Raw genomic sequence first — 23585 nt, 5'->3', positions numbered from 1 at the left:
AACAATGGTGTTAGCAAGTATTCAATAATACGTCTCTGTCCCGTTTTAATCTCCGCAGTCACTTGCATGCCTAGTGAAAGATCAACATATCGATGGGGTCAGACTCGACTGATTTATGCTTTTTCGGTCCATTTATCATATTTACCTCTCTCTAATACTTTCATTTTGATAACGCAGTAAAGGCGTTAGCAAATATTCAATAATACGTCTCTGTCCCGTTTTAATCTCCGCAGTCACTTGCATGCCTGGTGAAAGATCAACAAGCTTGTTATCCACATACACATTGTTTTTTTCTATTTTTAAACGCATTGCGTATACAAGCCCTAAATCTTTATTTTCAACCGCATCCCGCGAGATATTGCTGATTTTGGCATCAATCACCCCGTATTTGGTGAAGTTAAAGGTATCGATTTTGACTTCGGCATTTTGGCCTTCATGCACAAAACCAATGTCTTTGTTTAACAACATGGCTTCTACTTCTAGCTTTTGATTTTTTGGCACAATCACCATAAGCTCTTGTGCAGAGGTGACGACTCCACCCACGGTGTTCATGGCGAGTTGTTGTACGGTGCCATTAATAGGAGATTGAATAACATATTGTTTAAGGCGTTGTTGGGCTTTAATGTAATCTTGCTCGGCAAGGTCTTTTTGGCGTTGGGTATCTAACAATCGTTGCATTAAGGTTTGTTTGGTGTGGCTACGTAAGGTGGCTTGTTGCGATTGCATTTGTTTGAGCTGTGCTTGAATACTTTCAATTCTTAAAGATTCAATTTTTAGATCTTGAGTTTGCTCAATGAAGTTTTGTTTGATTTGTAGAAACTGATCTTCTGAGATAAGACTTCTGTCAAGTAGCTTATGACTCGATTGCATACGCTTTTTGGTAATGGGTAGCACTTTTGAGAGTTTGGTTTGTGAAGCTTTGGCGGATTTAAGATCTGCCTTAAAACGAGCTTGTTGGTCTTTGATCTCTTCTAACTGTTGGCGATACTGCATAACCTCTTGCTGTAAAAGCAGTTGATGTGAGAGATTGAGATCTTTAGGTAATACCATCATGCTATTGAGAGGTTGTTCAATCAGTTGTAGAACATGTTTGGTACGAAGAAGATCGGCTTGCAGTTCATTGATTTGTTTTTTTAATTGAGTGACTTCGGCTTGAACGGAGGTACTGTCAAGCTTGATTAACACATCACCTTTTGAGACTTTATCGCCGTTATTGACTAGAATTTCAGTCACTTTAGCTGGCTCTAAAGCTTGAATAACTTTGCTTTTGCCCGTTGGCACAATTTGACCTGTAGCAGTGGCGACAATGTCTATTTTGCCGAACCACGCCCAAATAAAGGCCAATACAAAAAACAAGATAATGACCCAAATAATAATACGACCGAGTGGTGAAGGTGGTGTACGTTGGATTTCAAGTGCCGCAGGTAAAAACTCATGCTCATCCCTAAAGTCTTTAGGCCTAAACAGCTGAACGACTTTTTTAGCTTTACTGGCTTTGCTTGTCTTATTCAGTTTATCGTCTTTTAGTTGATTAACACCCTGTGAATCAATCTGAGGTTGCTCATTCATTACACACCTCCTTCGGAGGTTCTTTGAGCATCAACAGGCCTGATAGAAATAGGCTTTCTATTTTGATGCTGCCAAAGCTTGGCGTAGTAACCATTCTGTTTTAACAAGCCATCATGATTACCCTGTTCGATGAGTTGACCGTTTTCCATAACGATAATTCGATCTGCATCTCTCACGGTGGTTAAACGGTGAGCAATGATAAAGACGGTTCTGCCTTTACAAATATCGCGCATATTATCTTGAATAATAGTTTCAGATTCATAATCTAAGGCCGATGTGGCCTCATCAAAAATCAGAACTTTTGGGCGATTAATTAAAGCACGAGCAATGGCGAGGCGTTGACGTTGCCCACCGGATAGGTTGGCACCTTGCTCTTCAATCACGGTGTCATAACCTTCTTCAAGTTCTAATATAAACTCATGTGCACCCGCTAATTTTGCAGCTTGAATAACGTTATCGACTGGCACGCCTGGATCGGTAATGGCAATGTTCTCTCTAACACTACGATTAAAGAGAAAGTTTTCTTGCAACACCACACCTATCTGTTGTCTTAACCAACCGGTATCAATCATATTTAAGTCAATACCGTCAATTAACACTCGACCTTGCGTTGGGGTATAAAGACGTTGCAGTAGTTTTGTTAAGGTACTTTTGCCTGAACCCGACTTACCCACAATACCGATGACTTGGCCTGGTTGAATATCAAGGTTAAAGCCTTTTATAATTTCTTTACCGTCTGCTTTATAGCGAAAGGCGACTTGATCAAACTTTACCTGCCCTTGTAATTTGGGTAAGGAAGTTCTGCCAGGATTGTATTTTGGTTCAGTTGGGATATTAAGAATGTCGGCCAATCGTTTTACGGAGATACCAGCTTGTTGGAAGTCTTGCCAAAGTTGCACTATTTTGAGAATAGGCCCGCTTACACGACCTGCTAGCATATTAAAGGCAATAAATTGGCCCACGGTTAAGCTACCATCAATAACGGCATGTGCCCCAAAGTACAAAATACCCAACATCATCACTTTACTGATGAATTCCGCTGAAGAGTTAGCAATATTATTGAGGTTATTGGCTTTAAAAGACGATTTTACAAAAGCAGATGAAGTATCTTCCCAACGACGTTGAGCATCTGATTCTACGGCTAGAGATTTGATGGTTTCTACACCCGAGACCGACTCTACTAAAAACGATTGTCTGTTTGCTCCGTGTGCAAACTTTTCATTCAGGCGTGTTCTTAATATAGGAGTAACAAAAATCGCCAATAAAATATAAAAAGGAATGGCCGCTACAACAATAGTGGCTAAAAAAGGACTGTATAAAAATAGCACGCCAATAATAATTAAAGTAAAGACTAAATCAATACTGAGAGTTAAAGCGGACCCCGTAATAAACTCGCGAATACTATCTAACTCTCTAACACGAGCCACGCTATCCCCGACTCGTCGACTCTGAAAATAAGAAAGGGGTAAGGCAAGTAAATGATTGTATAGTTTTGCACCTAATTCCACATCTACTCGGCTAGTAGTGTGCGTTAACATATAACTTCTTAATCCACTCAATACCACCTCAAATAAAGCAATGGCCAATAACCCCATTGCTAAAACATCTAGCGTAGTAAATCCTTTATGAACAAGCACTTTATCCATAACCACTTGGAAAAAGATTGGGGTAAGCAAAATAAAGAGCTGAATAAAGGCCGAGGCGATTAAAACCTCATAGATAAGTTTTTTGTATTTAAGCAGTGCAGGAATAAACCATTTAAAACCAAAAGCTTCTTCACTACTTAAAATGGATGCTCGCTTTGTGGTGAGAATTAATTCATGGTTCCAGTTTTGTTCTAACCATTCTTTATCTGCGACAGTCGGCTCTTGACCTGGATATTGAATGAGTACACTTTCAAAGTGTCCATCTGCATCTGGCTTGGCTTTCGCCATAATAAAAAAAACACCTTGATTGTCTTGAGCGATAGCAGGAAGAGGCGATTTTAAAATTTTATCTGATGTACTTTTAACTAGCCGTGATTTTAAGGCGAGTGACTTAATCATTCGCACCACATCCATTGCAGATGCTTTTTCAGTCGGCTTTACATACTGCCGTTGCAACTGTTTTGCATCAGCGGCTACGCCATAAAAACGCGAAATTAATTGTACGCAACCGATTCCAGAATCCACAAAAAGTCCAAGTAATTTATTATGTTATATAATATTATTAGGCATAATAAACAAAGCACCAGGATAAGTAAATAGAAGCATGCGTTTTTTTACTTAAGTAAGTTCTAATATCTAACCTTAATTTGAACAATTTACACCACAGGAAACCGAATTTTGCAGCGTAAAAATCAATCTTGGAAATTATTATTACCACTCAAAACTTTTCAGGGTTATATGCATGGCTACCAGTATTCTTCGATTGAGTTTACCTTAACAGGGTCTGAGCTTAACCCGAAACAAAGAGCACAGTTAATAAACTGGTTTAGCATACAAGGGATAGAATTAGACTCAAAAAACAATTTATCTTTATACCTTAATCAGGCTCAAGATGGTTTTTGGTCAAGCACGATTGAGCTTTTATTAACGTGCCTGAATACACTTCAACAAACCGCTAACCTAGGAATATATCAATCCTCTAAATTCAGTAACATAACCGAGCACAAAGCGGTGATTACTGTACCTTCTTGGCAACGGAACTTTAACGTCATTATTGACCTAATAAACTGGCTGGTTAAGGTATTTTCACACTACTCAAATAAAGATTCCGACTTAAATATCTCTCCCTCTCTTAAAGAGGTTACCGACAAGCTACAGAGAAATGCATTAAAAGGCTCTAATCGCGGAAAGTTTATTGAAGCGGCATTTGAGCTAAAATTTCCATTTATAGAAATGGAATACCAAGCAATCCAAATTGGTTATGGCAAACAATCCATCTGGTTAGATGGTTCTTTTACCAGTAAAACGCCCGTTATCTCTTCTAAACTTTCTAAAAACAAATACATTACATCCAGCCTTTTAAAAAGAAGTGGACTGCCTGTTGCGATTAATAAACCTGTTTTTAATGAACAACAAGCACTTATAGCGGCTAAAAGGATTGGATTTCCATTAGTTATAAAACCAGCTGACTTAGATGGTGGAATTGGAATTACAACCAACATCAATAACACTAAAGAGCTGATAGTTGCCTATAAAAAAGCAAGCGAGTACTCGCAACAAATACTGATCGAAAAACACTACCAAGGAAGAGATTATCGGATTACCGTTTTAAACGGCAAAAGCGTATGGGCGGTTGAACGCATTCCTGGTGGTGTTATAGGCGATGGTCAGCACAATATAAAAGAGTTAATAGACATACAAAACCAAAACCCTAACAGAGGTAATGACGGTAACCCCCCTCTTTATCCTGTGTACTTGGATGACGAGGCCATTAAACAACTTCATAAACAGAGACTTGATACCCGATTTATACCTAAAAACAATCAATTTATACGCCTAAGAAGTACCGCCAACATAGCCAGCGGAGGTACGCCCAAGGTTGTATTTAAAGAGATGCATGAAGATAATAAAAGGCTTGCTGAGCGTGCAGCTGGGGTTTTAAGATTGGATTTAGCCGGGGTTGATCTTATGATTCCAGACATCAAGAAATCATGGCTAGACACAGGAGCTATGATCTGTGAAGTAAACGCCCAACCCAATATTGGACAAACCACCACCGCGCAACTTTACCCGCAAATTTTACAGACTTTAGTTAAGTCAAACGGACGCATACCGATTATTTTAATCTTAGGAAATGACCCACAACTCTCTCATGATTTGACTGATGCTTATATTGATGAAGGTCTTAATATTGGTCACTTTGATGGTTTATGTGTGTATCACAACAAAAATCAAATCACCCAATCTGGTGTAAGCTGTTTTATTGCTGGGCAAAGCTTACTTTTAAATTCAGAAATCGACATGATTATTTACTCGGGCCACTCTAAAGAATTACTAAAAACTGGAAGCCCTTTTCCTTCTTATGACTTATGCGTTATTTCTACAACTGAATACAGTGATAAAAATGAGGCATATTTTTCAGAACTGTTAAATGTATTAATACCTGCATGCAACGGAGAGCTTATCTATACAAGTACTTTGCCAGACATAAACGATGAGATATCAATTCCAAAACAGAAGGTTGAGCCTAGTAATTTAATCCACACCATCAAACAAGCACTGTCTTCATGAGTGTGTCCATGACAATAATTAAAGACTTGTTGGATTACGAAGACATATTTGAACAACGAGGTAACTCATATCATCAAGCAATGACATTGTTTCCAGATGCTCGTAAGCAAGAGTTTGAACAGCTAGTTTCTAGAGCAAATCTAACACCCAATTGCACGGTTGCCGATATTCCATCTGGTGGTGGCTACTTAAAAAAATATCTGCCTGACTCAGTCATCTATCAAGGACACGAGCCTTGTACAAACTTTGATAACCACTCAACAGCATGCTCAAGCCTTCAATCTTTATTGCCATTGCCTTGGAAAGACGAAAGCGTTGACTGCACATTTAGCCTGGCGGGTGTTCATCATTTAAGTGACAAAGAACGACTATTTAAAGAAGTTCATCGAATTACCAAACCTGGTGGCACTTTTATTTTATCCGATGTTGCAGAAGGCTCTAAAACAGCGGACTTTTTGGATAATTTTGTGGGTACTTACAATAGCACTGGACACAATGGGCTTTATTTAAAGCACATTACGATTAAAGAACTGGAAAGTACGGGTTGGTCAATTATTTCAAAAGAAAACATTGATTTTCATTGGGAATTCGATAATGAAGAACAAGTAGCCGATTTTTGTAGATTACTTTTTGATCTAGACAACATTGATAACACTCAAATCATTGATGCGATAGAACGTACATTAGGCTTAATATTTTCTGATGGAAGGATAAAGATGAACTGGTCGCTGACAACGATTACTTCAATCGCCAAATAAATTACTTATGAGTTACAAGTGCGTTTACTTGCAGAATAATTTATAAATTACCGTTTTTTCAATAAAATAGGTTTAAAGCCAGTTCGTTCAGGAGATACATTTGTCTCTTCTTTATCTGAATGAGTTGTTCGACGTGCTTAAAATATTTTTATTACCCGATATCAGCCTTATTGGGCTGCCTGACCCTCATCCTTTTTAGCAAGCTCAATATATGAAATTACTATCATTAATAGGCCGAGTAGCAAGAATACAAATGCGATAGTTGCTATATCATCAGCTGGATTCTCTTTTAATGAATTGAGCTCTGTCTCTGAACAAGAAATATTAGGAGAAAAGGCGAGAAAACCTGAAAGGGCACCTTTATTTCTATAGTGCAGTATTCCTTGAAAACAAACTAAGTTTTTAGCAGACTCTTCAGAAACACTATACTTTGAGGCAACTTTTTGCGTAATTAGATGTTCTTGTTGAATTGATTTATCTATCTGTACTATAAAGACAATTGCGGATGCGATAACAAGGATGATTCCATAAAGAAACCCTGCATAAAACCCCACTTTGGTGCCTTTAACCATTGTTTCTAAAGTTTTCATATTAAGTCTTCCATTAGTTAAGTGTGGATAATTGAGGGGGACACGAATATAAGTTCAATATATTTAATTTTTTGAAAAATAATAGCATATTCTTTTGCATGCTATACATCACGTGCCACCCATATTTGAAAATAAAAGGGTGCATTAATTCAAACGATTAAGGTAATGTTTGTTGGCCCCAATATTGAGTTCAGCAAAGTGAAAATATTCTGGTTTGTCTTTAAATGCCATGCTTCTTAGGGATGCAGAAGTACTGAGCCTATCTGACATCTTAATGGCATTGCCTGACACAAAACGACAGGCGCCTTGTTTTTCTGTCCAAGTTAATAGGTATTGCAACGTCTCAGCTCCTTCTTTCCAATATTCTTGCAAAATATTGAGAGGCTCGGCAAGTAGCATGAGTGTGAATTGCTCATGGTCAATCAGCCGTCCTGTTGAGGTGTGTTGAGTTGGCCCAATTGTTTTAACTTTCCCCACGTCATGCAACAGTGCCGCAATAACGGCAACTTCTTTTTCCTTCCTTGAAACATCAATAAGTGACTCCACCGTTTGCTGGGTCATCAAGGCACACTCTAACGAATGCATCAGTAAACCTCCTGGAAAACTGTGATGATGACGTTTACTGGCAGGTATACTCACAAAAGCCATCATTAGTGATTTATCCATCAATATTTCTCTTGCAAACATTCTCAGAGGAATGACTTTTAAACTCTCTACCAACTCAAAGAGCTGACAGAACGAGTCAAAGTCATAACAGGACTGGTAGATTGGAAAAATCTGTTCAAGCGTTAAGGTGCTTTTGAATAATCGCCAGTTGAGTACAGAACCATCCGTAGCTTGCTCTAACCAGAGGTAGAGGGATTCATTATTTTGAAGCTTTAGGCTTTCATATCGCTCGTTGATGTCAATGTAGTCTTGGCTATCGACCTGTATGTAGTGAGTAAGGTGATGCTGATCTACTAAACTAACCTGACACCAACCGTAATCGGTACAACCTAAATCTTGTCCAAATATGCCAGCATAGCCAATAAGCTGTTTACCATTGCCGACTTGTAAGCGTTTTTGTTGGCTGTAAAGCATAATCGGATTCATTGATAGACCTCCATCATCATTTGTTGTTTGAGTTGACTGACAAGATGCTCAAGCACATCGTCTTGACTGATAGGGTTGTCTGCCAAGGCTTCTAACACCCAATACTTGATGGCATCTCTGTTGTTAGTGCATTGACCCTGTCCTAATACGAAAGTTAAGTAATCACCATCTTGTATATTGAATAAATACATAAGATTATTCACTAAACGATTTATAACTCTTGGATCTTCAACCTCAATCGGCTTTTCTAAGATTGCAGACATCGATGGATGCTGTCTTTTTAAAAAAGGCGAAGTATTTAAAGGTAATGTTGATTGATAGTCTTTTAGATGTAGTTGCATTAATGATGTCCTCCCATTGAAGAAGTGTTATTGGGTGTTAAGAATTGATCCCAAAAAGCCAATTCTTGCGTTTCATCTTGTTGCGATTGGTTCACAGATACACTGAACCCTTCATCAGTCTGATTTTCAGCAGGCGTTGTTGGTTCATGAAAACCATCGATATTAGAAGCTAACAGTCTTTCCATCGCTGAACCGTCTTTACGTGTTAAGTTAGGCACGTAACGGGCATACACTGTGAATAACATTACTGTAGTCGAATGCCCCATCTGTTTAGCAATCCAGTTAGGGTTTTCTCCAGCCGCCAACCAAATCGTGGCGGCCGTGTGACGGGTTTGATACGGCTTACGGTATTTAATCTTGAGATAAGCTAGCAAGGGCGTCCAAACTCGTCTTAAAAAGTTCGGTGTATGCACGGGTGAGCCGTTATTTGCGTGAAACACCACCTCACAAGAAGTATCACGATGTTTATAACGCTCTAGTAGAGTGTTATAAACCAATGTCGACATCTCAATCTCGCGTTGAGAACCGTCGTTTTTAGTGTATTCCCAACGCCCCATTGAGAAGGTTTCTCGCACGAGAATCTCACGTCGTTCAAAATCCACGTTTTCCCATTTAAGACCATCAATCTCACCAGTGCGCATCCCCGTAAAGAATCTCACAAGCAAATAATCACGCCAATCAGGCCGGACGTTGGCCAATATCAAGTTCACTTCTTGAATAGAGAGCGGCTGAATATGTACTTTCTCTTCTTTAAGAGGCTTGATATTTAAATGAGGTGGCGTAAAATTGTATCGGTCAGCTGCTTCATTCATAATCATATTGAGACACTTAATAAACTTATTAATGGTCTTTGGCTTTAATTTACCGTCCGATTGTTTGGCGACGTTAGAACGGTATTTTAAAATATCTGCTTTGGTGATTTGGCTGACTTCCATTTCTCCAAAATATGGAATAAGCCGATTCTCCAAATACCTAAGATAGGTTTGAGCGGTCGAAGTTCTCCATGTTGGTTCCATTTCTGAATACCATTCTTGTGCAAACGCTTTAAACAAAGGTGTTTTTGTGTAACCCGGTTTCATTTCCGCTTGAAGCTTATGAATTTTTTCCACCATTGGACTTCTTGGAAAATACTTTTCGTATTCAAACGTACCGAGCGTAATTTCAGCTTCAATACGTTCCATAACCGTGACTAACCTTTTACGGTTTGGTTTTGTATCCGGTAAAAGGGTTTGTTCACGACAACGCAATTTTAGGAACTGAAAATCAAAATATAAATTTTTCGAATCTTTTCTTGCTCTAATGTGTCCCATAGAAAGCACCTCCATTAGCCATTGGTACAGCAAAAGCTGCGTTGTTTGAAGCCAAATACATATCTTCTTCAATATTTTCCCAAATAAACAAAATCTTGCGCTGTCCAAACGGACGAATGTAATGACGTCCCTCTAGTAAGACACTGTCTTTAAGCTCATTACGAATTGTTCTAGCGTTATATTTAATACGCTCAGATAATTCTTCAGTGGTTAGATAGGTTAAACTCATGTTAAAATCTCCTATTGTTCTATAGTAAATAGTTTTAATCTACAGATTGTCTTAAATGACCTCCTGTAGAACATAATTTACCATAAAAACTAATCTGTGCAAGGTTTTTTTAATCTATAGGAGGTTATTTTGTATGATTAAGTGTCATTTATCTAAGATAATGGGAGAAAAGAAACTCAAAATTTCAGATGTTGCTAGTGCAACTGAGATTAACAGGGGGACATTAACAAGGTTATATAAAGAAACCGCGACTCGAATAGATATTGATGTAATTGATAAACTATGTGTTTTTTTTGAATGTGATGTGGCTGATTTATTTGAATATAAGTCCAATAATGACAATTAATTTAGGTTAGTTCGTCCTTATGTCAAAATTACAAATCACTAAAGTTTTCTGTCTCAGATTTGTCACAAATTTGTCGCGGAAAGAAATTTAAAGATTTCTACAAATAAAATTTGACACTGGCAAAGCCCCTCTATACAATACGCCCATTCTATTTTGGCCATATAGCTCAGTCGGTAGAGCAAGGGATTGAAAATCCCTGTGTCCCTGGTTCGATTCCAGGTGTGGCCACCATATTTTATAAGGTGTTTAATTTATTAAACATCTTATTCGCGGGAGTGGTGGAATTGGTAGACACGCCAGATTTAGGTTCTGGTGCCTTTGGTGTGAGAGTTCGAGTCTCTCCTTCCGCACCAATTCAAAAAGCTAGGTTATTGATTAACCTGGCTTTTTTTATGTCTAAATTTTAAGCATACCGCTATTTATACCGTAATACAGCTCGAACTCTTTATGCCTTCACGCTCTTCTTGATTATTCATTCATCTCATATTTTTAGCTTTTAACACTTTATACACTCATTACATAGCCAATCTAAAGATAAATTTTAATGACTTTTTACTTTTACCAGGCCTGGTAAAACCATTTTTCTGATTTTTTAAACTGTTTCTTTTTGAGCTAATTACCTCGATGACCTCTCTTTAAAGTAGAAAACGTTGAAAAGAGTTTCTACCTTAGGCTAAAAGCATTGATTGTAATTGGCGTTTTTAAAACAGGATGCGATTAAGTCATGCGCAAAAGATTAAGGGTTTAGGTATTTGTCATTAAAAAAACAAAGAGGCCTTACGGACCTCTCATATTAATGACTACCCTTTTGGCAAGGCGTCTTGGCTAAGATAAACTTTGGTTTGTTTGCCTTGGACTTTTTTGATGGGTAGCTGGTCGTTTGTACTTAGCCATTGTTGTATGGCATTTTGTTTGCTTTGGCCGGTGATGAGTTTAATGACTAAATCACATTTGGTTAAGGCAGCGTAGCTCAGACTAACTCTTTGGCTTGGCGGTTTGGGTGAGTCGTTTTCTATAATAATGGGAGCGGATTGCTCGATTATTTGGTTTACTGAGTTCTCAGAATTTTCGGCAAAAACGGATTGCACGGCATCGCTATTTTCGTGCCCTGGAAATAGGCTTGCGGTGTGACCATCTTCGCCCATACCTAAAAGACACACATTAAATGAATCGACAGATGCGATTAAATTGGCGTAGCTTTGAGCAGATTTATTGGCACCCGCTTCGGTATTGATAAAATGAATATTTTTGGCGGGTATTTGCTGCTTGTTTAGCCAGTGTGTCAACAGAGCTTGTGAATTACGTTCTTCATTATTAAAAGGTAAAACGCGTTCGTCACCCATATAGATGTGCCAGTGTTGCCAATCGGCTTGCTGTTCACTTAAGAGTTGATAACAGCGGTTAGGTGTAGAGCCGCCCGCGGTGATAAAGTGAAATGCACCATTTTGTTGAATGGCTTTATCTGCTATCTGTAAAATCTCTTGTACACAGTGTTGCGCTAAAGATTCAGCATCATCAAAGAGTTGCCAATTTTGAGGCAATTCTGCATTCACATTAAAACCCTATTCTTTACAGTGTGGATTAATATAAGTACGCCAATATTGCTCTGTGTCGTCAAACAATTTATGAGAACCTTCTGGCCCCCAACTGCCTGATGGGTAAGTATCAATATAGTCGGTTTGGCTTGCCCATTCGGTTAAAACCGGATCAACCACATCCCAGGCGGCTTTGACTTCATCAAAACGTAAAAACAACGATCTATCGCCCTTAATAACATCTAACAAAAGCTCTTCATAGGCGTCTATTTTGGCATTTTCGTCATAGCTCATAGCGGCATCTAAACTAATCTGTTCGGTATTAATTTCCAGGCCTGGTTGTTTCGCTATCATCTCTATTTTTATGGATTCATTCGGTTGAATACCAAACACAATCCAGTTAGGTTCCATTTTTTTAACTTGAGAATCTCTAAAAAACTGTTTAGGTGGATGTTTAAAACAGATAGAAACCAGGGTTTTAGACTGTTTCATATTTTTACCGGTTTGAATATAAAACGGCACCCCTTCCCAACGCCAATTATCAATATAAAGTTTAAGTGCAGCATAGGTTTCTGTTACCGAATCTTTGGCAACATCTGGCTCTTCTAAATAGCTATTAACTTGGTTGCCATGAACAATACCTTTGCCATATTGTGCACGATAAGCTTGGCCTTTCACTTGTTTTTTGGTAATTGGGCGAATCGATTTTAACAATTTAACTTTTTCATCACGTAAAGATTCGGCATCCATTGAGGCGGGTGGTTCCATAGCCACTAATGCCAACAACTGTAAAAGGTGACTTTGTATCATGTCACGCAAAGCACCACTGTGATCGTAATAACCTGCACGTGAACCCACGCATTTATCTTCGGCATGCGTAATTTGAATATGATCAATGGTATTGCGATTCCACAATGGTTCCATTAGGGCGTTGGCAAACCTAAACACCATAACGTTTTGTACCATACCTTTGCCAAGATAGTGGTCAATACGGTAGGTTTGCTCTTCAGATAATGCTTGGCTAATTTTGTTTTGTAGTGATTTGGCACTTTCTACGTCGTAGCCAAATGGTTTCTCTAAAACGACCCGTTTCCAGCCATTAGATTCTTCAAGTAATCCATGCTCTTTTAGTTCATGGGTTACCTGGGCAAACAGATCTGGACCAAGTGATAAATAAAAGGCTATTTGTGATGGAAACTGGGGTTGCGCTAAGGTCTTTGTTAAGGTGTCATAACAATCTTTGTTTGATATATCCATTTGCACGTAGTCCATACGCTCTGCAAATGCCTTAAAAACATCGTGATCAATACCACCACGCGCAACGGGTTCTATGTAATTTTTGATTTCTGAAAGTAAATCTTCTAACTGCCATTCGCGACGGCCAATTGCCACAATACGCATGCCATCAGGCAAACGTCCCACACACTCTAAGTGGTAAAAAGCGGGCATGAGTTTGGTTAGCGATAGGTTTCCTGTTGCTCCAAACACCACATAAGTACAGGGTTCAATCATGATTAAACCTCGTAAGTCGTAGAGCTGACATTACCGCCAGATTGAATCCAATCGGTATGAAAAAACTCTCCACGTGGAGCATCAACACGTTCATAGGTATGCGCACCAAAGTAATCACGCTGTGCTTGCAATAGATTTGCTGGTACAACCTCGCTACGATAACCATCAAAAAACGCTAACGCCGAGCTTAATGTTGGAGTAGCAATTTGCTGTTCAATGCCAAATACCACCGCTTTTCGCCAATGGTTTTCAGCGGTTTTAATGGCATTTTCAAAGAAAGAGGCTTGCAGTAAATTTGCCAGGCCTGGTTCTTTTTCATAAGCGTGCTTAATTTCTTCTAAAAAACGGCTACGAATAATACAACCACCGCGCCACATAAGTGCAATACCACCGTAGTTTAAGTCCCAAGTATAAGCTTTAGCCGCTTCGGCCATCAACATATAACCTTGAGCATAAGAGATAATTTTAGAGGCATAAAGTGCATCGTGAATTGAGGCAATAATGGCTTGTTTTTCTTCTGCTGAATAGGTTTTTGCGACTGCGGTTCTTGGGTAAATTTTAGAGGCCTGTACACGCTCTGTTTTCAGTGCCGATAAACAACGCGCATACACAGATTCGGTAATTAAAGTAACCGGAATACCTAATTCTAGAGAGCTAATACCTGTCCATTTACCTGTCCCTTTTTGGCCTGCAGCATCTAAAATTTTATCAACCAACGGTTCACCGTCTTTATCTTTAAAGGTTAAGATTTCTGCGGTAATTTCGATTAGATATGAATCTAAAACGCCTTTATTCCAATCTGCAAAAACAGCCTGGCATTCGTCAGCGGTCATGCCTAAGCCTTCACGCATAAGTTGATAGGCTTCTGAAATTAACTGCATGTCGCCGTATTCAATACCGTTATGCACCATTTTTACATAATGCCCAGCACCATCGTCACCCACCCAATCACAACACGCTTCATCACCTGATTTGGCCGCAATAGCTTGAAAAATTGGTTTTACGCTTTCCCAGGCTTTTTTATTACCACCAGGCATAATTGACGGCCCAAAACGCGCACCTTCTTCGCCCCCCGAAACGCCTGTACCAACGAATAATATGCCTTTATCTGCAAGGTCTTTGGTTCGGCGATTAGAGTCAATATACAGCGAATTACCACCGTCAATAATAATGTCGCCTTTATCTAATAGCGGTACAAGCTTATCAATAAATGCATCAACCACCTCTCCTGCTTTAACCATTAACATGATCTTGCGGGGTGCGGCTAATGAATCCACCATTTCTTGTAAAGAGTATGCGGCACTAATCGGAAAACCTTGTGCTCGGTTTTGAATAAACTCATTAGTCTTTTGCTCCGAACGGTTGTAAACACAAACATGAAAGCCATGTTCGGCCATGTTAAGCACTAAGTTTTGCCCCATAACGGCAAGGCCAATTAAACCAATATCTGCAGCTGACATACTCTATTCCTCTGTGTAATTATTTTGCTCATTTTGTGTGTAAACACTCTACCAGCGGTTGGTTATCCACAACGTTTGGTAAGGTTCTAAGGTAAATTCACCGTAAAGATCATCGATCATTTGCCCGCTAATAAGTTCTTTCCAGTTATCCATATCAATTAAGTTTAATTGTGCCAAGCTTAATGTTTGTGATTGATTTGTGACATTATTTATGACAAAAATACTTTGATGACGCATTAAGCTTTGACGCCAAAAACCAAACAATTCATCCGGTAAATGCAAGGTAAATTGCGTGGCATTAGGGTGAAAGGCCGACTGCTGTTTACGTAAAGCAATTAACTTATTTAATCCATTTAATACTTTAGCATTTACGCTATCTGAATTCTCTAATATGGTGCGTAACGCATTGCTTTGCCATTTATGACGATTTATATCACGATTATGCTCGGTTTGTTCTAACATTTCATAATCGTTTTCAGTCGCAAAAAACGAGTGTATATAAATGGCAGGAATACCCTCTAAAGCAATGGCAATGGCGTGGGCGGATAGCATACGTTCTACTTGGTAATCATCTTCCCCTTCGGCCGTACCTTTAAAGGCATCAATAAGGGCAATATTGATTTCATATGGGTGCTTTTCACCATTTAACCCAGTTCGCCAAGAAACTTTTGCCCCAAAAGATTGTAAGGCATAAATCATATTTTGTAGTTCTTCTGGATCAAGAATCCCTTCAACAGGTCTAACACCAATGCCGTCATGACTGGCAATAAAATTTAAATACGCTGTACCCATTTGCGCAGGCGGCATAGACATTAACCAGTTTTTTAAATACTTGGCTGAACCGGTAATCATGGCGTTAATTAATAACGGCGGTAATGAAAAGTTATACACCATGTGTGCTTCATTGGCATTACCAAAATAGGTTAAGTTTTCACGCTTGGGCACATTGGTTTCGGTAATGATAATCGCATCTGGCAAACGATATTCAATTAAGGCTCGCATTAGCTGAATAGCCATGTGTGTTTCTGGCAAATGAATACAGGTTGTGCCAATAATTTTCCATAAAAAACCGATGGCATCTAACCTAAAGATGCTCGCCCCTTTATCAATGTATAGCGAAATTAATTTCATAATCTCTAACAATACAACCGGGTTAGCAAAGTTAAGATCGATTTGATCGTGGCTAAAGGTACACCAAACGTATTTTTCACCTTCTGGCGTGTGGGTAATTCGTAACAAGGGTGTGGTACGCGGGCGAACAACAGCGGATAGATCATCCGTTGGACTGGCTTGCACAAAATAGTCTTGGTATTTGGGATCTCCCGCTTCAAAAGCTTTAAACCAAGGGTGTTCACTTGAACAGTGATTAATCACTAAGTCAGCCATGATTTTATAATCATGGCTAATTTCGGTGACATCAGACCAATCCCCTAAATCGGGGTTAATAATTTCATAATCCGATACCGCAAACCCTCCATCAGAAGTGTATGGGTAATAGGGCAAAATATGCACCATAGACACACTTTCTTTAAGGTAAAAATCGAGTGTCTTTTTTAAAGTTTTAAGCGGTTTTTCACCCTCCTCAAGCACGGAATCACCATAGGTAATGAGCATAATATCTTGCTCACTCCAATGTGATTGATGTGACAAAGGTGTTTGGCAATTTTCGGCATCAATACCAGTAATGGCTATTAACTTTACCGCCAATGCAGTGGCATCTTCATTTGGGTATAAAGCTTGCACTAAGGGTGTAATTCGGTCAACCAATACGCTACAGGCTGATTCACTTGAAAATGTTGTTGGCATAAAACCCCCAGTTATTAGAAACCTTTACACGAGATTATGACGGTGCATTCACTCGTGCTATTTTGTCATTTAGATTTAAACTCTTCCATATCGGCTTTAACCGCTTCTGTAATTTCTTGCAATATATCTGGAAACGCCGATGAAACACGGTTCCATGATGGAATGAATGGTGTTTCCATTGGTGCATCTAAAAAATGCGCCCCCGCTTTTATAATATTTTCGGCAAACAGCTCAACCGCAATTTCTTCTTTATGCACATCCAGTGTTAAGCCGTTCATAATGGCATCATTTCGGTAAGATTCAATTAAATCCAAAGCAATTCGGTAATAGGTGGCTTTTAAGGTTCTAAAACCTTCTTGTGTAAAGGTTACGCCCTCTGCGGCCAACTTACGATAAAACGCCTTAGCAATATCTACCGACATTTTAGACAAACCACTTTGTGCATCTTCTGCCGATAAATCTTGATGTTTATGGTCATAAATATCCGCAATATCCACTTGGCAAATTCGGTTAGAACTGATGTTTCTTTTCATCTCTGAAAGCACACCAATTTCTAGGCCCCAGTCAGACGGAATACGCAAATCTGAAATAACGCCTGTTCTAAATGCAAACTCTCCCGCCAAAGGGTAGCGATAAGAATCAATGTGGTCTAAATATTCATTGGCTCTTTCGTTTTGTTCGCCAGCGGTTTTTTGTAAGGCTCTAATTAAAGGGGTAACCAATAGTCGAGTAACACGCCCATTCATGGTCTTATTGGCAATACGAGTATAAAAACCTTTGGCAAACGCATAGTTAAATTGCGGGTTAGCCACCGGATAAATTAAACGGGCTAATAATGAACGGTCATAAGTCACAATATCGCAATCGTGCAACGCCACCGATTCAACACGGTCTGAACCCAACACATAACCAATCATGTACCATACATTTCGGCCTTTACCTGGTGCTTCTGGGGCAATACCTTCATCAACCAACTTTTTATGTATCGCTTTCATTCTTGGGCCATCGTTCCAAATGACCTTAACGTCTTGCGGTAACACTGAAAAATACTCTAATGCATGTCTATACTCTTCCTCATTCGCTCTATCTAAACCCACCACAATTTCTTCTAGATAAGGCACCGATTTAAGCTGCTCAACAATCGTGGCTAATGCTGGTGTTTGTAGCTCAGAATATAAACTAGGCAAAATCAAACCCAGTGGACGATTTTTACTGTATTTAAGTAAGTCGGCCTCCATGTCCTCTATGGGTCTATCCACTAAATTATGTAAGGTGGTGATTATGCCATTTTGGTAAAAGTCCATACTTGCTCCTTCCCATCTTTGGGGATTGCATTAAATTTTTTGTTAATTACGTTGATACAGCTGTCGGTTTTGTTGATATTGGCTTTAACCAATGCAAAACGGCATTATTCCAACCTTGTGGCCCATATTCTTTAGTAACAATAACTTTTGAATGGTTCACCTTAGGTGGAGGGTTAACGGGCGAACGAATAATAACTGGATAGTCACTTTTTTCTAAAAGCGGAACATCGTTATTACCATCGCCCAAGGCCATGGTTTCAATCGGTTCTTTCCAGGCCTGGTGATAATAAGCAGTCAAAAACTGTAAAGCCAAACCTTTATTACTTAATCCCATCAAATGCACAAAACGCCCACCTTTAATGACTTGTAAACCAAAAGGTTTAAGGTGACGAGCAAATTGATTTAACTGCTCATCGGTATCCTGCCAAAGCAAAGGCTCTGAAAAATGACGCTGTTTTGCTTTAGCCGCCTGCTCTATGGTTAGCCCCGTACAATCGGCGACTTGTTGATTACTCATCTCTGAAAAAGAGGTAAAAATAAGATTAAATTGTTTTCTAAAACGTTGTGCTAATTCCAACATTTTAGACATTGAAATAGCATTTAAACTAATAAACTCATACTCTCCATGCCAATCTTCTATTTCTATATTCTGTAACCACTCTCGCTTAAATGCATCTGAAAAAACCATACTCTGTTTTGGCCAAAAAATACCTGCACCATTTTCAACAATAAAAGGATAGGTATTATTTAACGTATTTTTAATATCTAAAACTTCTTCGGCCGTTTTACTGGTGGTTAAAATCCAAGGTATATTTTGTTCATTTAAAGACTGTAAAGCAGGTAACGCTTGAGAGTAGTCGTAATTATGATGATCTAATAAAGAACCATCTAAATCAGTAAACAACAACTTCCTCATCTCTATTCCTTTGCTTTTTAAGCCATTTAAAACGTAAAACTTTACGCTGTAACCAACGCTGTTACAAATGTCTTATTGCAATCATTGTGCCAATGATTTTTTAAGGTTCATAAAAAAAGACCAATAGAACACCTATTTACTACTTAGTAAAAAATACAATAAAAACTACTATATCAATAATTTAAACTAGATTATTCTTAATAACCCAAAAATAAGCGTAAAGTATTTGTTATGTATTTTTTTATTTAAAAACCCCATAAAAGCCTAAAAAAATGACACAAAAAACATCCCTAAAAAATACCGCTATCACCATTTTGGTGCAAAAAGAGATTTTACGCCTCCGTATACAGGCCTGTAAAAAGTAATTTAATTTAATATCTTATTGATATTTATTAACTTATCATAGAAATACGTACTATTTGCTGTACGCATTTAAAAAGTGAGGTCAATATGCAAATAGAAAAAAACTACTCAAGCACCGACTTTTATGATGAATCGATTGATTCGACTAAAATGCCAAGATTAGCTGCCAAAGAACTGTTTCAACATCTTAATAACCTCGGTTATGAAGAATTAGGTTTACGCCAACAAACGGCAGAAAAAACCATTGCCCAAATGGGTATCTCTTTTACGATTTATAGTGATAAAGGCAATATTGATCGCTTATGGCCTTTTGATTTAATACCTAGAACCATTGAATCTTCCGAGTGGGATAAAGTGGCCGAAGGTCTAAAACAGCGTCTTAAAGCTTTAAACTTATTTATAGAAGACATCTATAACGATCAAAACATTCTTAAAGAAGGCATTGTGCCTGCGGATATTATCCTTACCTCAAAAGACTACCGCGAAGAAAGTCGAGGCATGAAATTAAAACATCATGCTTGGGCCTGTATTTGTGGCTCTGACTTAGTCCGTGATGATGAGGGCGTTTTTTATGTTTTAGAAGATAATCTGCGTGTTCCTTCTGGTGTTTCTTATATGTTAGAAAACCGTGCCGTTTCTAAAGCGGCTATGCCAGAAGCATTTCAAGACATTAATATTCAACCTATGAACCAATATCCTTATGAATTGCTTAAAATGTTGCGTTCTATTTCACCTACCGATTCTGACGACCCAGAAATTGTGGTATTAACACCGGGTATCTTTAACTCGGCGTATTATGAGCATGCCTTTTTAGCCCATGAAATGGGGGTTGAGTTAGTTGAAGGGAGTGATTTAATTGTAGGTGATGATGATTGTGTTTACATGCGCAATATTGATGGCCCACAAAAAGTAGACGTTATTTATCGACGTATTGACGATGATTTTATTGATCCCGAAGTATTTCGTGAAGATTCAGCCTTAGGCGTACCCGGCCTTATGCGCGCTTGGCGCAAAGGCAATATTGGTATTGCCAATGCGCCAGGTTGTGGCGTGGCCGACGATAAAGTGCTTTACGCTTACGTACCTGACATTATTCGTTTTTACCTAAAAGAAGAACCTTTAATCTCTAATGTACCAACCTACCTTTGCAGTAAGCCAGAAGATAGAGAATATGTGCTTGAGCATCTTAATGAACTCGTGGTTAAACCCGCTAATGAATCCGGCGGATACGGTTTATTAATTGGCCCTAAAGCCAGTCAAGAAGAGCTAGATACCTTTAGTAAATTGATACAAGAAAACCCTAGAAATTATGTCGCACAACCTACTTTAAAACTCTCTACCGTGCCCACTCTTTGCGAAGATGGGCTTGAAGGTCGACACGTTGATTTAAGGCCCTTTATATTGCACGGCGAACACAGTTATGTCACCTCTGGAGGCTTAACACGCGTTGCCATGGTTAAAGGTTCGCTGGTAGTAAATTCGTCACAAGGTGGCGGCAGTAAAGACACTTGGGTTGTAAAACTGGAGGATAAATAATGCTATCACGTGTTGCAGAAAGAATATATTGGTTAGCTCGTTACATTGAACGCATTGAAAACACGGCACGACTTGCTAAAGTGCATTCACAACTGATGTTTGATATGCCTAAATCGGTTAAATTATCTTGGTTTACATTAATCCAAATTACCGATAATGAAGACTTTTTTAACGAGCATTACGATGCTAAAACAGAAAAAAATTGTTGCTGGGCAATTTTAGGCGACAAAGATAACTCCGCTTCATTGCTCTCTTCACTTTGGTGGGCAAGAGAAAACGTGCGCACCACACGTGATAGTTTACCTAGAGAAGCCTGGATTTATGTCAATGAACTGTACCTTTTAGTAAAAGACAATCAGGAAGATTTTAATACCCGAAGCAAACGTAACACTTTATTAGAGCAAATTATCCGTTCATGCCAAGCCATTGCTGGCATGATGGACGGTACGATGCGTTTAAATAAAACCTTTCAGTTTTTACAATTGGGTACCGCCATAGAAAGAGCCGATATGACATCTCGTATTTTAGATGTTGGTGGTTTTTTTGTGGCGCAAGAAGAATTAGAATCTCAAGAAATTAAACAATTTGACAATATCTTGTGGGCAAATATATTAAAATCCGTCAGCGCTTACTTTATGTATCGTCAAGCAGTGCAAATAGAAATCAATGGAAAATCGGTTATTCGCTTTCTAGTCAATGATCCGCTTTTATTTCGTTCTATTAAACACTGCGTTGGTATGATGCAAACGCAAGTTGCTACACTGCCAGGATCAACCGATGTAACTAAGGCGATTGATAACTTACTCGACCTGATTCATCAAAAAATTCCGTTTGAAATTGGCTCTCCCGTGTTACATAACTATTTAGATGACATTCAAATGCATCTGTCTTTAATACATAAAGAGTTTTACCGTACCTGGTTTCACCCTGTTATTGTACTTCCAGACACCCCACAGCAAACACAGTAAGGATTATAAGAAGTTGAAGCGGTTTTATTGCCAATGCAAACATGAGATTTTCTTTAATAATGCATTTTGCGACAAATGTGGTCGTGACTTAATTTACGACCCCGTCGCCCAAACAATGTGGAGCGGTGTGCTTACTGACACCCGTTTTGTAGCACACTCTAATAATAGCGGTTCTAAAGAAGCGCCTTTTATTCTTAAGCCTTGTAATAACAGAACCAGTGCTATTCATTGTAATTGGGCTGTTTCTTCTGAAAATGACGTGCAGTGCATTTCTTGCAAAACGACACGTTTTATTCCTGACCTATCCATACCTAAAAATAACCAACGTTGGTTAATTATTGAACGTGCTAAACGTCAATTAATTTCAACATTAATTAGCCTAAATTTACCTATTGAAAACTACCGCGAAAAAGAAGGTGGGCTGGCCTTTGATTTTTTAGAAGATAAACGCACAAATCCCAATGTCAATATTGATTGTGTCTTAACCGGCCATTCTGATGGTGTAATCACCATTAATGCGGCTGAAGCAGATGAAGGCTTTTTGCACGTTATGAAAGAGCAAATGGGCGAACCTTACCGCACTATTCTCGGTCATTTTAGACATGAAGTAGGTCATTATTACTGGAAGCAACTCGTTCAGACTGACTACCAATTACGTGCCTTTAGAGAATTATTTGGCGACGAACGACAAGATTATCAACAAGCTTTAGAGCGCTACTATCAACATAAAAAACCCAATTTTAAAAGTAGTCAATTTATTTCACCTTACGCCAGTAGCCATCCATTTGAAGACTGGGCGGAAACCTGGGCACATTACTTACATATTGTTGACACTTTAGAAACTGCTGTAAGTTATGGTCTGAGTAGCTATGAACCAAAAATCAATGACTTTAATAGCTGGTTTTCTGAATGGGCAAGAGTGGCACAAATCATGAATGCTTTAAACCGCAGCATGGGATTAACGGACGCCTATCCTTTTGTTTTAACACAAATTGTACGTAATAAATTAGAGTTTATTGATTCACTGATTGACGGCTATGCAGATTTTCCAAGCAATCATAGTCAGCCACCAAAATAAGTAAAACCTTATTAACTCATTTCACCCTGCTTATTAGATTATGTTATCCTTGGTTTTTTTAAAAGCCATGAAATTATTGCGCACTCAAACTCCGCTTTTTATTCAAACAACCTTTACATAAAGTGATTGTTTAATTGCTTTGTTATATAAGGGCAAAAAAGGAAATAAAATGATTCAAATAAAAAGTTCACTAATAAAGCTTCCTATTATGGCTTTATTACTTGCCATAATGGTTTCTTTAACCGCTTGTTTTGGTGATTCAAAACCCTCAGAAAGTGACGTAAAGACCATGGCGGCGCAATACTTTGATAAAGAATACAGTGGGTTATTTACGGCCAGCAATGTTATTAAAAACAATGGTTACAAACAAAATGACACCCACTATGTGGCCGAACTAACCATTACGGGTACCGCTTTAACCTCTTTAGAAGACTATGCCAAAAGCATCATGAACGATACAAGTATGTCGGGCATAGAAAAAATTACCAGCACCATGTCAATGGGCATGCTAAAACTAGCTATGCCAGCCTTTCAAAAAGGCGATCAACTTGATTTTGAAAAGCACTACTTATTTATTAACACCGACAATGGCTGGCAGCTTAAAAAAGAGCTAGACCGCAATAATGACACCCATCCATTGCCACAATAACAAACA

The 23585-nt window shown here is 38.6% G+C and carries 20 protein-coding genes and 2 tRNA genes; 9 read left to right on the top strand and 13 right to left on the bottom strand.

All coding sequences use genetic code 11. The features are described 5' to 3' along the window. Positions 1-141 precede the first annotated feature (141 nt). Together ACYQ0E_RS01315 and ACYQ0E_RS01310 are read right to left on the bottom strand one after the other, a co-directional pair. Positions 142-1569, bottom strand: a complete 1428-nt coding sequence (locus ACYQ0E_RS01315) for an HlyD family type I secretion periplasmic adaptor subunit (RefSeq protein ID WP_460186460.1) — start codon at positions 1567-1569, stop codon at positions 142-144. Further along, complete coding sequence (locus ACYQ0E_RS01310; RefSeq protein WP_460186459.1) at positions 1569-3740, bottom strand: type I secretion system permease/ATPase; 2172 nt, start codon at positions 3738-3740, stop codon at positions 1569-1571. The genes ACYQ0E_RS01315 and ACYQ0E_RS01310 overlap by 1 nt, the downstream gene beginning before the upstream one ends. 153 nt (positions 3741-3893) lie before the next feature. Here ACYQ0E_RS01310 and ACYQ0E_RS01305 point away from each other — a divergent pair, with 153 nt between their 5' ends. After that, entirely contained in the window at positions 3894-5786 is a 1893-nt protein-coding gene (locus ACYQ0E_RS01305; RefSeq protein WP_460186458.1) for an ATP-binding protein, read from the top strand. An 8-nt stretch (positions 5787-5794) separates the two neighbouring features. Next, positions 5795-6544 (top strand): class I SAM-dependent methyltransferase, encoded by a 750-nt coding sequence (locus ACYQ0E_RS01300; RefSeq protein WP_460186457.1) that lies wholly within the window; start codon positions 5795-5797, stop codon positions 6542-6544. 167 nt (positions 6545-6711) lie between these two features. Here the strand turns inward: ACYQ0E_RS01300 and ACYQ0E_RS01295 are convergent, their stop codons facing one another. The 5 genes from ACYQ0E_RS01295 to ACYQ0E_RS01275 all read right to left on the bottom strand — a co-directional run bounded on the left by ACYQ0E_RS01295 (position 6712) and on the right by ACYQ0E_RS01275 (position 10106). Then, on the bottom strand, positions 6712-7134 hold the full coding sequence (locus tag ACYQ0E_RS01295) for a hypothetical protein (RefSeq protein WP_460186456.1): 423 nt from the start codon (positions 7132-7134) through the stop codon (positions 6712-6714). 144 nt (positions 7135-7278) lie between these two features. Beyond that, positions 7279-8226 carry a TraI domain-containing protein gene (locus ACYQ0E_RS01290; protein WP_460186455.1) on the bottom strand — a complete coding sequence of 316 codons (948 nt, stop codon included), beginning with the start codon at positions 8224-8226 and terminating at the stop codon, positions 7279-7281. Beyond that, on the bottom strand, positions 8223-8567 hold the full coding sequence (locus ACYQ0E_RS01285) for a hypothetical protein (protein ID WP_460186454.1): 345 nt from the start codon (positions 8565-8567) through the stop codon (positions 8223-8225). Before ACYQ0E_RS01285 ends, ACYQ0E_RS01290 begins: the two co-directional genes overlap by 4 nt. After that, a complete protein-coding gene (locus tag ACYQ0E_RS01280; RefSeq protein ID WP_460186453.1) occupies positions 8567-9877 on the bottom strand; it encodes an Arm DNA-binding domain-containing protein in 1311 nt (436 codons plus the stop codon). The genes ACYQ0E_RS01285 and ACYQ0E_RS01280 overlap by 1 nt, the downstream gene beginning before the upstream one ends. Continuing rightward, positions 9864-10106: a hypothetical protein gene (locus ACYQ0E_RS01275; protein WP_460186452.1), complete on the bottom strand. Its 243-nt coding sequence runs from the start codon at positions 10104-10106 to the stop codon at positions 9864-9866. The genes ACYQ0E_RS01280 and ACYQ0E_RS01275 overlap by 14 nt, the downstream gene beginning before the upstream one ends. 133 nt (positions 10107-10239) lie before the next feature. Here ACYQ0E_RS01275 and ACYQ0E_RS01270 point away from each other — a divergent pair, with 133 nt between their 5' ends. From ACYQ0E_RS01270 to ACYQ0E_RS01260, 3 genes are all read left to right on the top strand, one after another. Continuing rightward, positions 10240-10452, top strand: coding sequence for a helix-turn-helix domain-containing protein (locus tag ACYQ0E_RS01270; RefSeq protein ID WP_460186451.1), 213 nt, complete (start codon positions 10240-10242; stop codon positions 10450-10452). 155 nt (positions 10453-10607) lie between these two features. Beyond that, a tRNA-Phe gene (locus ACYQ0E_RS01265) sits at positions 10608-10683 on the top strand. A 38-nt stretch (positions 10684-10721) separates the two neighbouring features. Further along, positions 10722-10805 (top strand) — tRNA-Leu (locus ACYQ0E_RS01260). 447 nt (positions 10806-11252) lie between these two features. On the opposite strand, the gene pgl is transcribed toward ACYQ0E_RS01260, so the two are convergent. From pgl to ACYQ0E_RS01230, 6 genes are all read right to left on the bottom strand, one after another. Next, positions 11253-12005, bottom strand: a complete 753-nt coding sequence (pgl, locus tag ACYQ0E_RS01255; protein WP_460186450.1) for a 6-phosphogluconolactonase — start codon at positions 12003-12005, stop codon at positions 11253-11255. Positions 12006-12014: 9 nt separating this feature from the next. Next, positions 12015-13499, bottom strand: a complete 1485-nt coding sequence (gene zwf, locus ACYQ0E_RS01250) for a glucose-6-phosphate dehydrogenase (RefSeq protein ID WP_460186449.1) — start codon at positions 13497-13499, stop codon at positions 12015-12017. Between the two features lie 2 nt (positions 13500-13501). Then, complete coding sequence (gene gnd, locus ACYQ0E_RS01245) at positions 13502-14959, bottom strand: decarboxylating NADP(+)-dependent phosphogluconate dehydrogenase (RefSeq protein WP_460186448.1); 1458 nt, start codon at positions 14957-14959, stop codon at positions 13502-13504. 48 nt (positions 14960-15007) lie between these two features. Further along, positions 15008-16765: a sugar phosphorylase gene (locus tag ACYQ0E_RS01240; protein WP_460186447.1), complete on the bottom strand. Its 1758-nt coding sequence runs from the start codon at positions 16763-16765 to the stop codon at positions 15008-15010. 65 nt (positions 16766-16830) lie between these two features. Next, entirely contained in the window at positions 16831-18069 is a 1239-nt protein-coding gene (locus tag ACYQ0E_RS01235) for a glycosyltransferase family protein (RefSeq protein ID WP_460186446.1), read from the bottom strand. Positions 18070-18115: 46 nt separating this feature from the next. After that, the gene (locus ACYQ0E_RS01230; RefSeq protein ID WP_460186445.1) at positions 18116-18985 is read right to left on the bottom strand and encodes an HAD-IIB family hydrolase; all 870 of its coding nucleotides are present in this window, start codon (positions 18983-18985) and stop codon (positions 18116-18118) included. A gap of 450 nt (positions 18986-19435) precedes the next feature. Here ACYQ0E_RS01230 and ACYQ0E_RS01225 point away from each other — a divergent pair, with 450 nt between their 5' ends. The 4 genes from ACYQ0E_RS01225 to ACYQ0E_RS01210 all read left to right on the top strand — a co-directional run bounded on the left by ACYQ0E_RS01225 (position 19436) and on the right by ACYQ0E_RS01210 (position 23579). Continuing rightward, the gene (locus tag ACYQ0E_RS01225; RefSeq protein ID WP_460186444.1) at positions 19436-20884 is read left to right on the top strand and encodes a circularly permuted type 2 ATP-grasp protein; all 1449 of its coding nucleotides are present in this window, start codon (positions 19436-19438) and stop codon (positions 20882-20884) included. Continuing rightward, positions 20884-21852, top strand: coding sequence for an alpha-E domain-containing protein (locus tag ACYQ0E_RS01220; protein WP_460186443.1), 969 nt, complete (start codon positions 20884-20886; stop codon positions 21850-21852). The genes ACYQ0E_RS01225 and ACYQ0E_RS01220 overlap by 1 nt, the downstream gene beginning before the upstream one ends. 13 nt (positions 21853-21865) lie before the next feature. Continuing rightward, positions 21866-22930: a zinc-binding metallopeptidase family protein gene (locus ACYQ0E_RS01215; RefSeq protein WP_460186442.1), complete on the top strand. Its 1065-nt coding sequence runs from the start codon at positions 21866-21868 to the stop codon at positions 22928-22930. A gap of 169 nt (positions 22931-23099) precedes the next feature. Continuing rightward, entirely contained in the window at positions 23100-23579 is a 480-nt protein-coding gene (locus tag ACYQ0E_RS01210; protein ID WP_460186441.1) for a hypothetical protein, read from the top strand. Positions 23580-23585 lie beyond the last annotated feature (6 nt).

Source organism: Thiomicrorhabdus hydrogeniphila (genome assembly GCF_054656895.1).
Note: the sequence above shows the minus strand (reverse complement) of the source record. Positions and strands in the feature narration are given on the sequence as shown.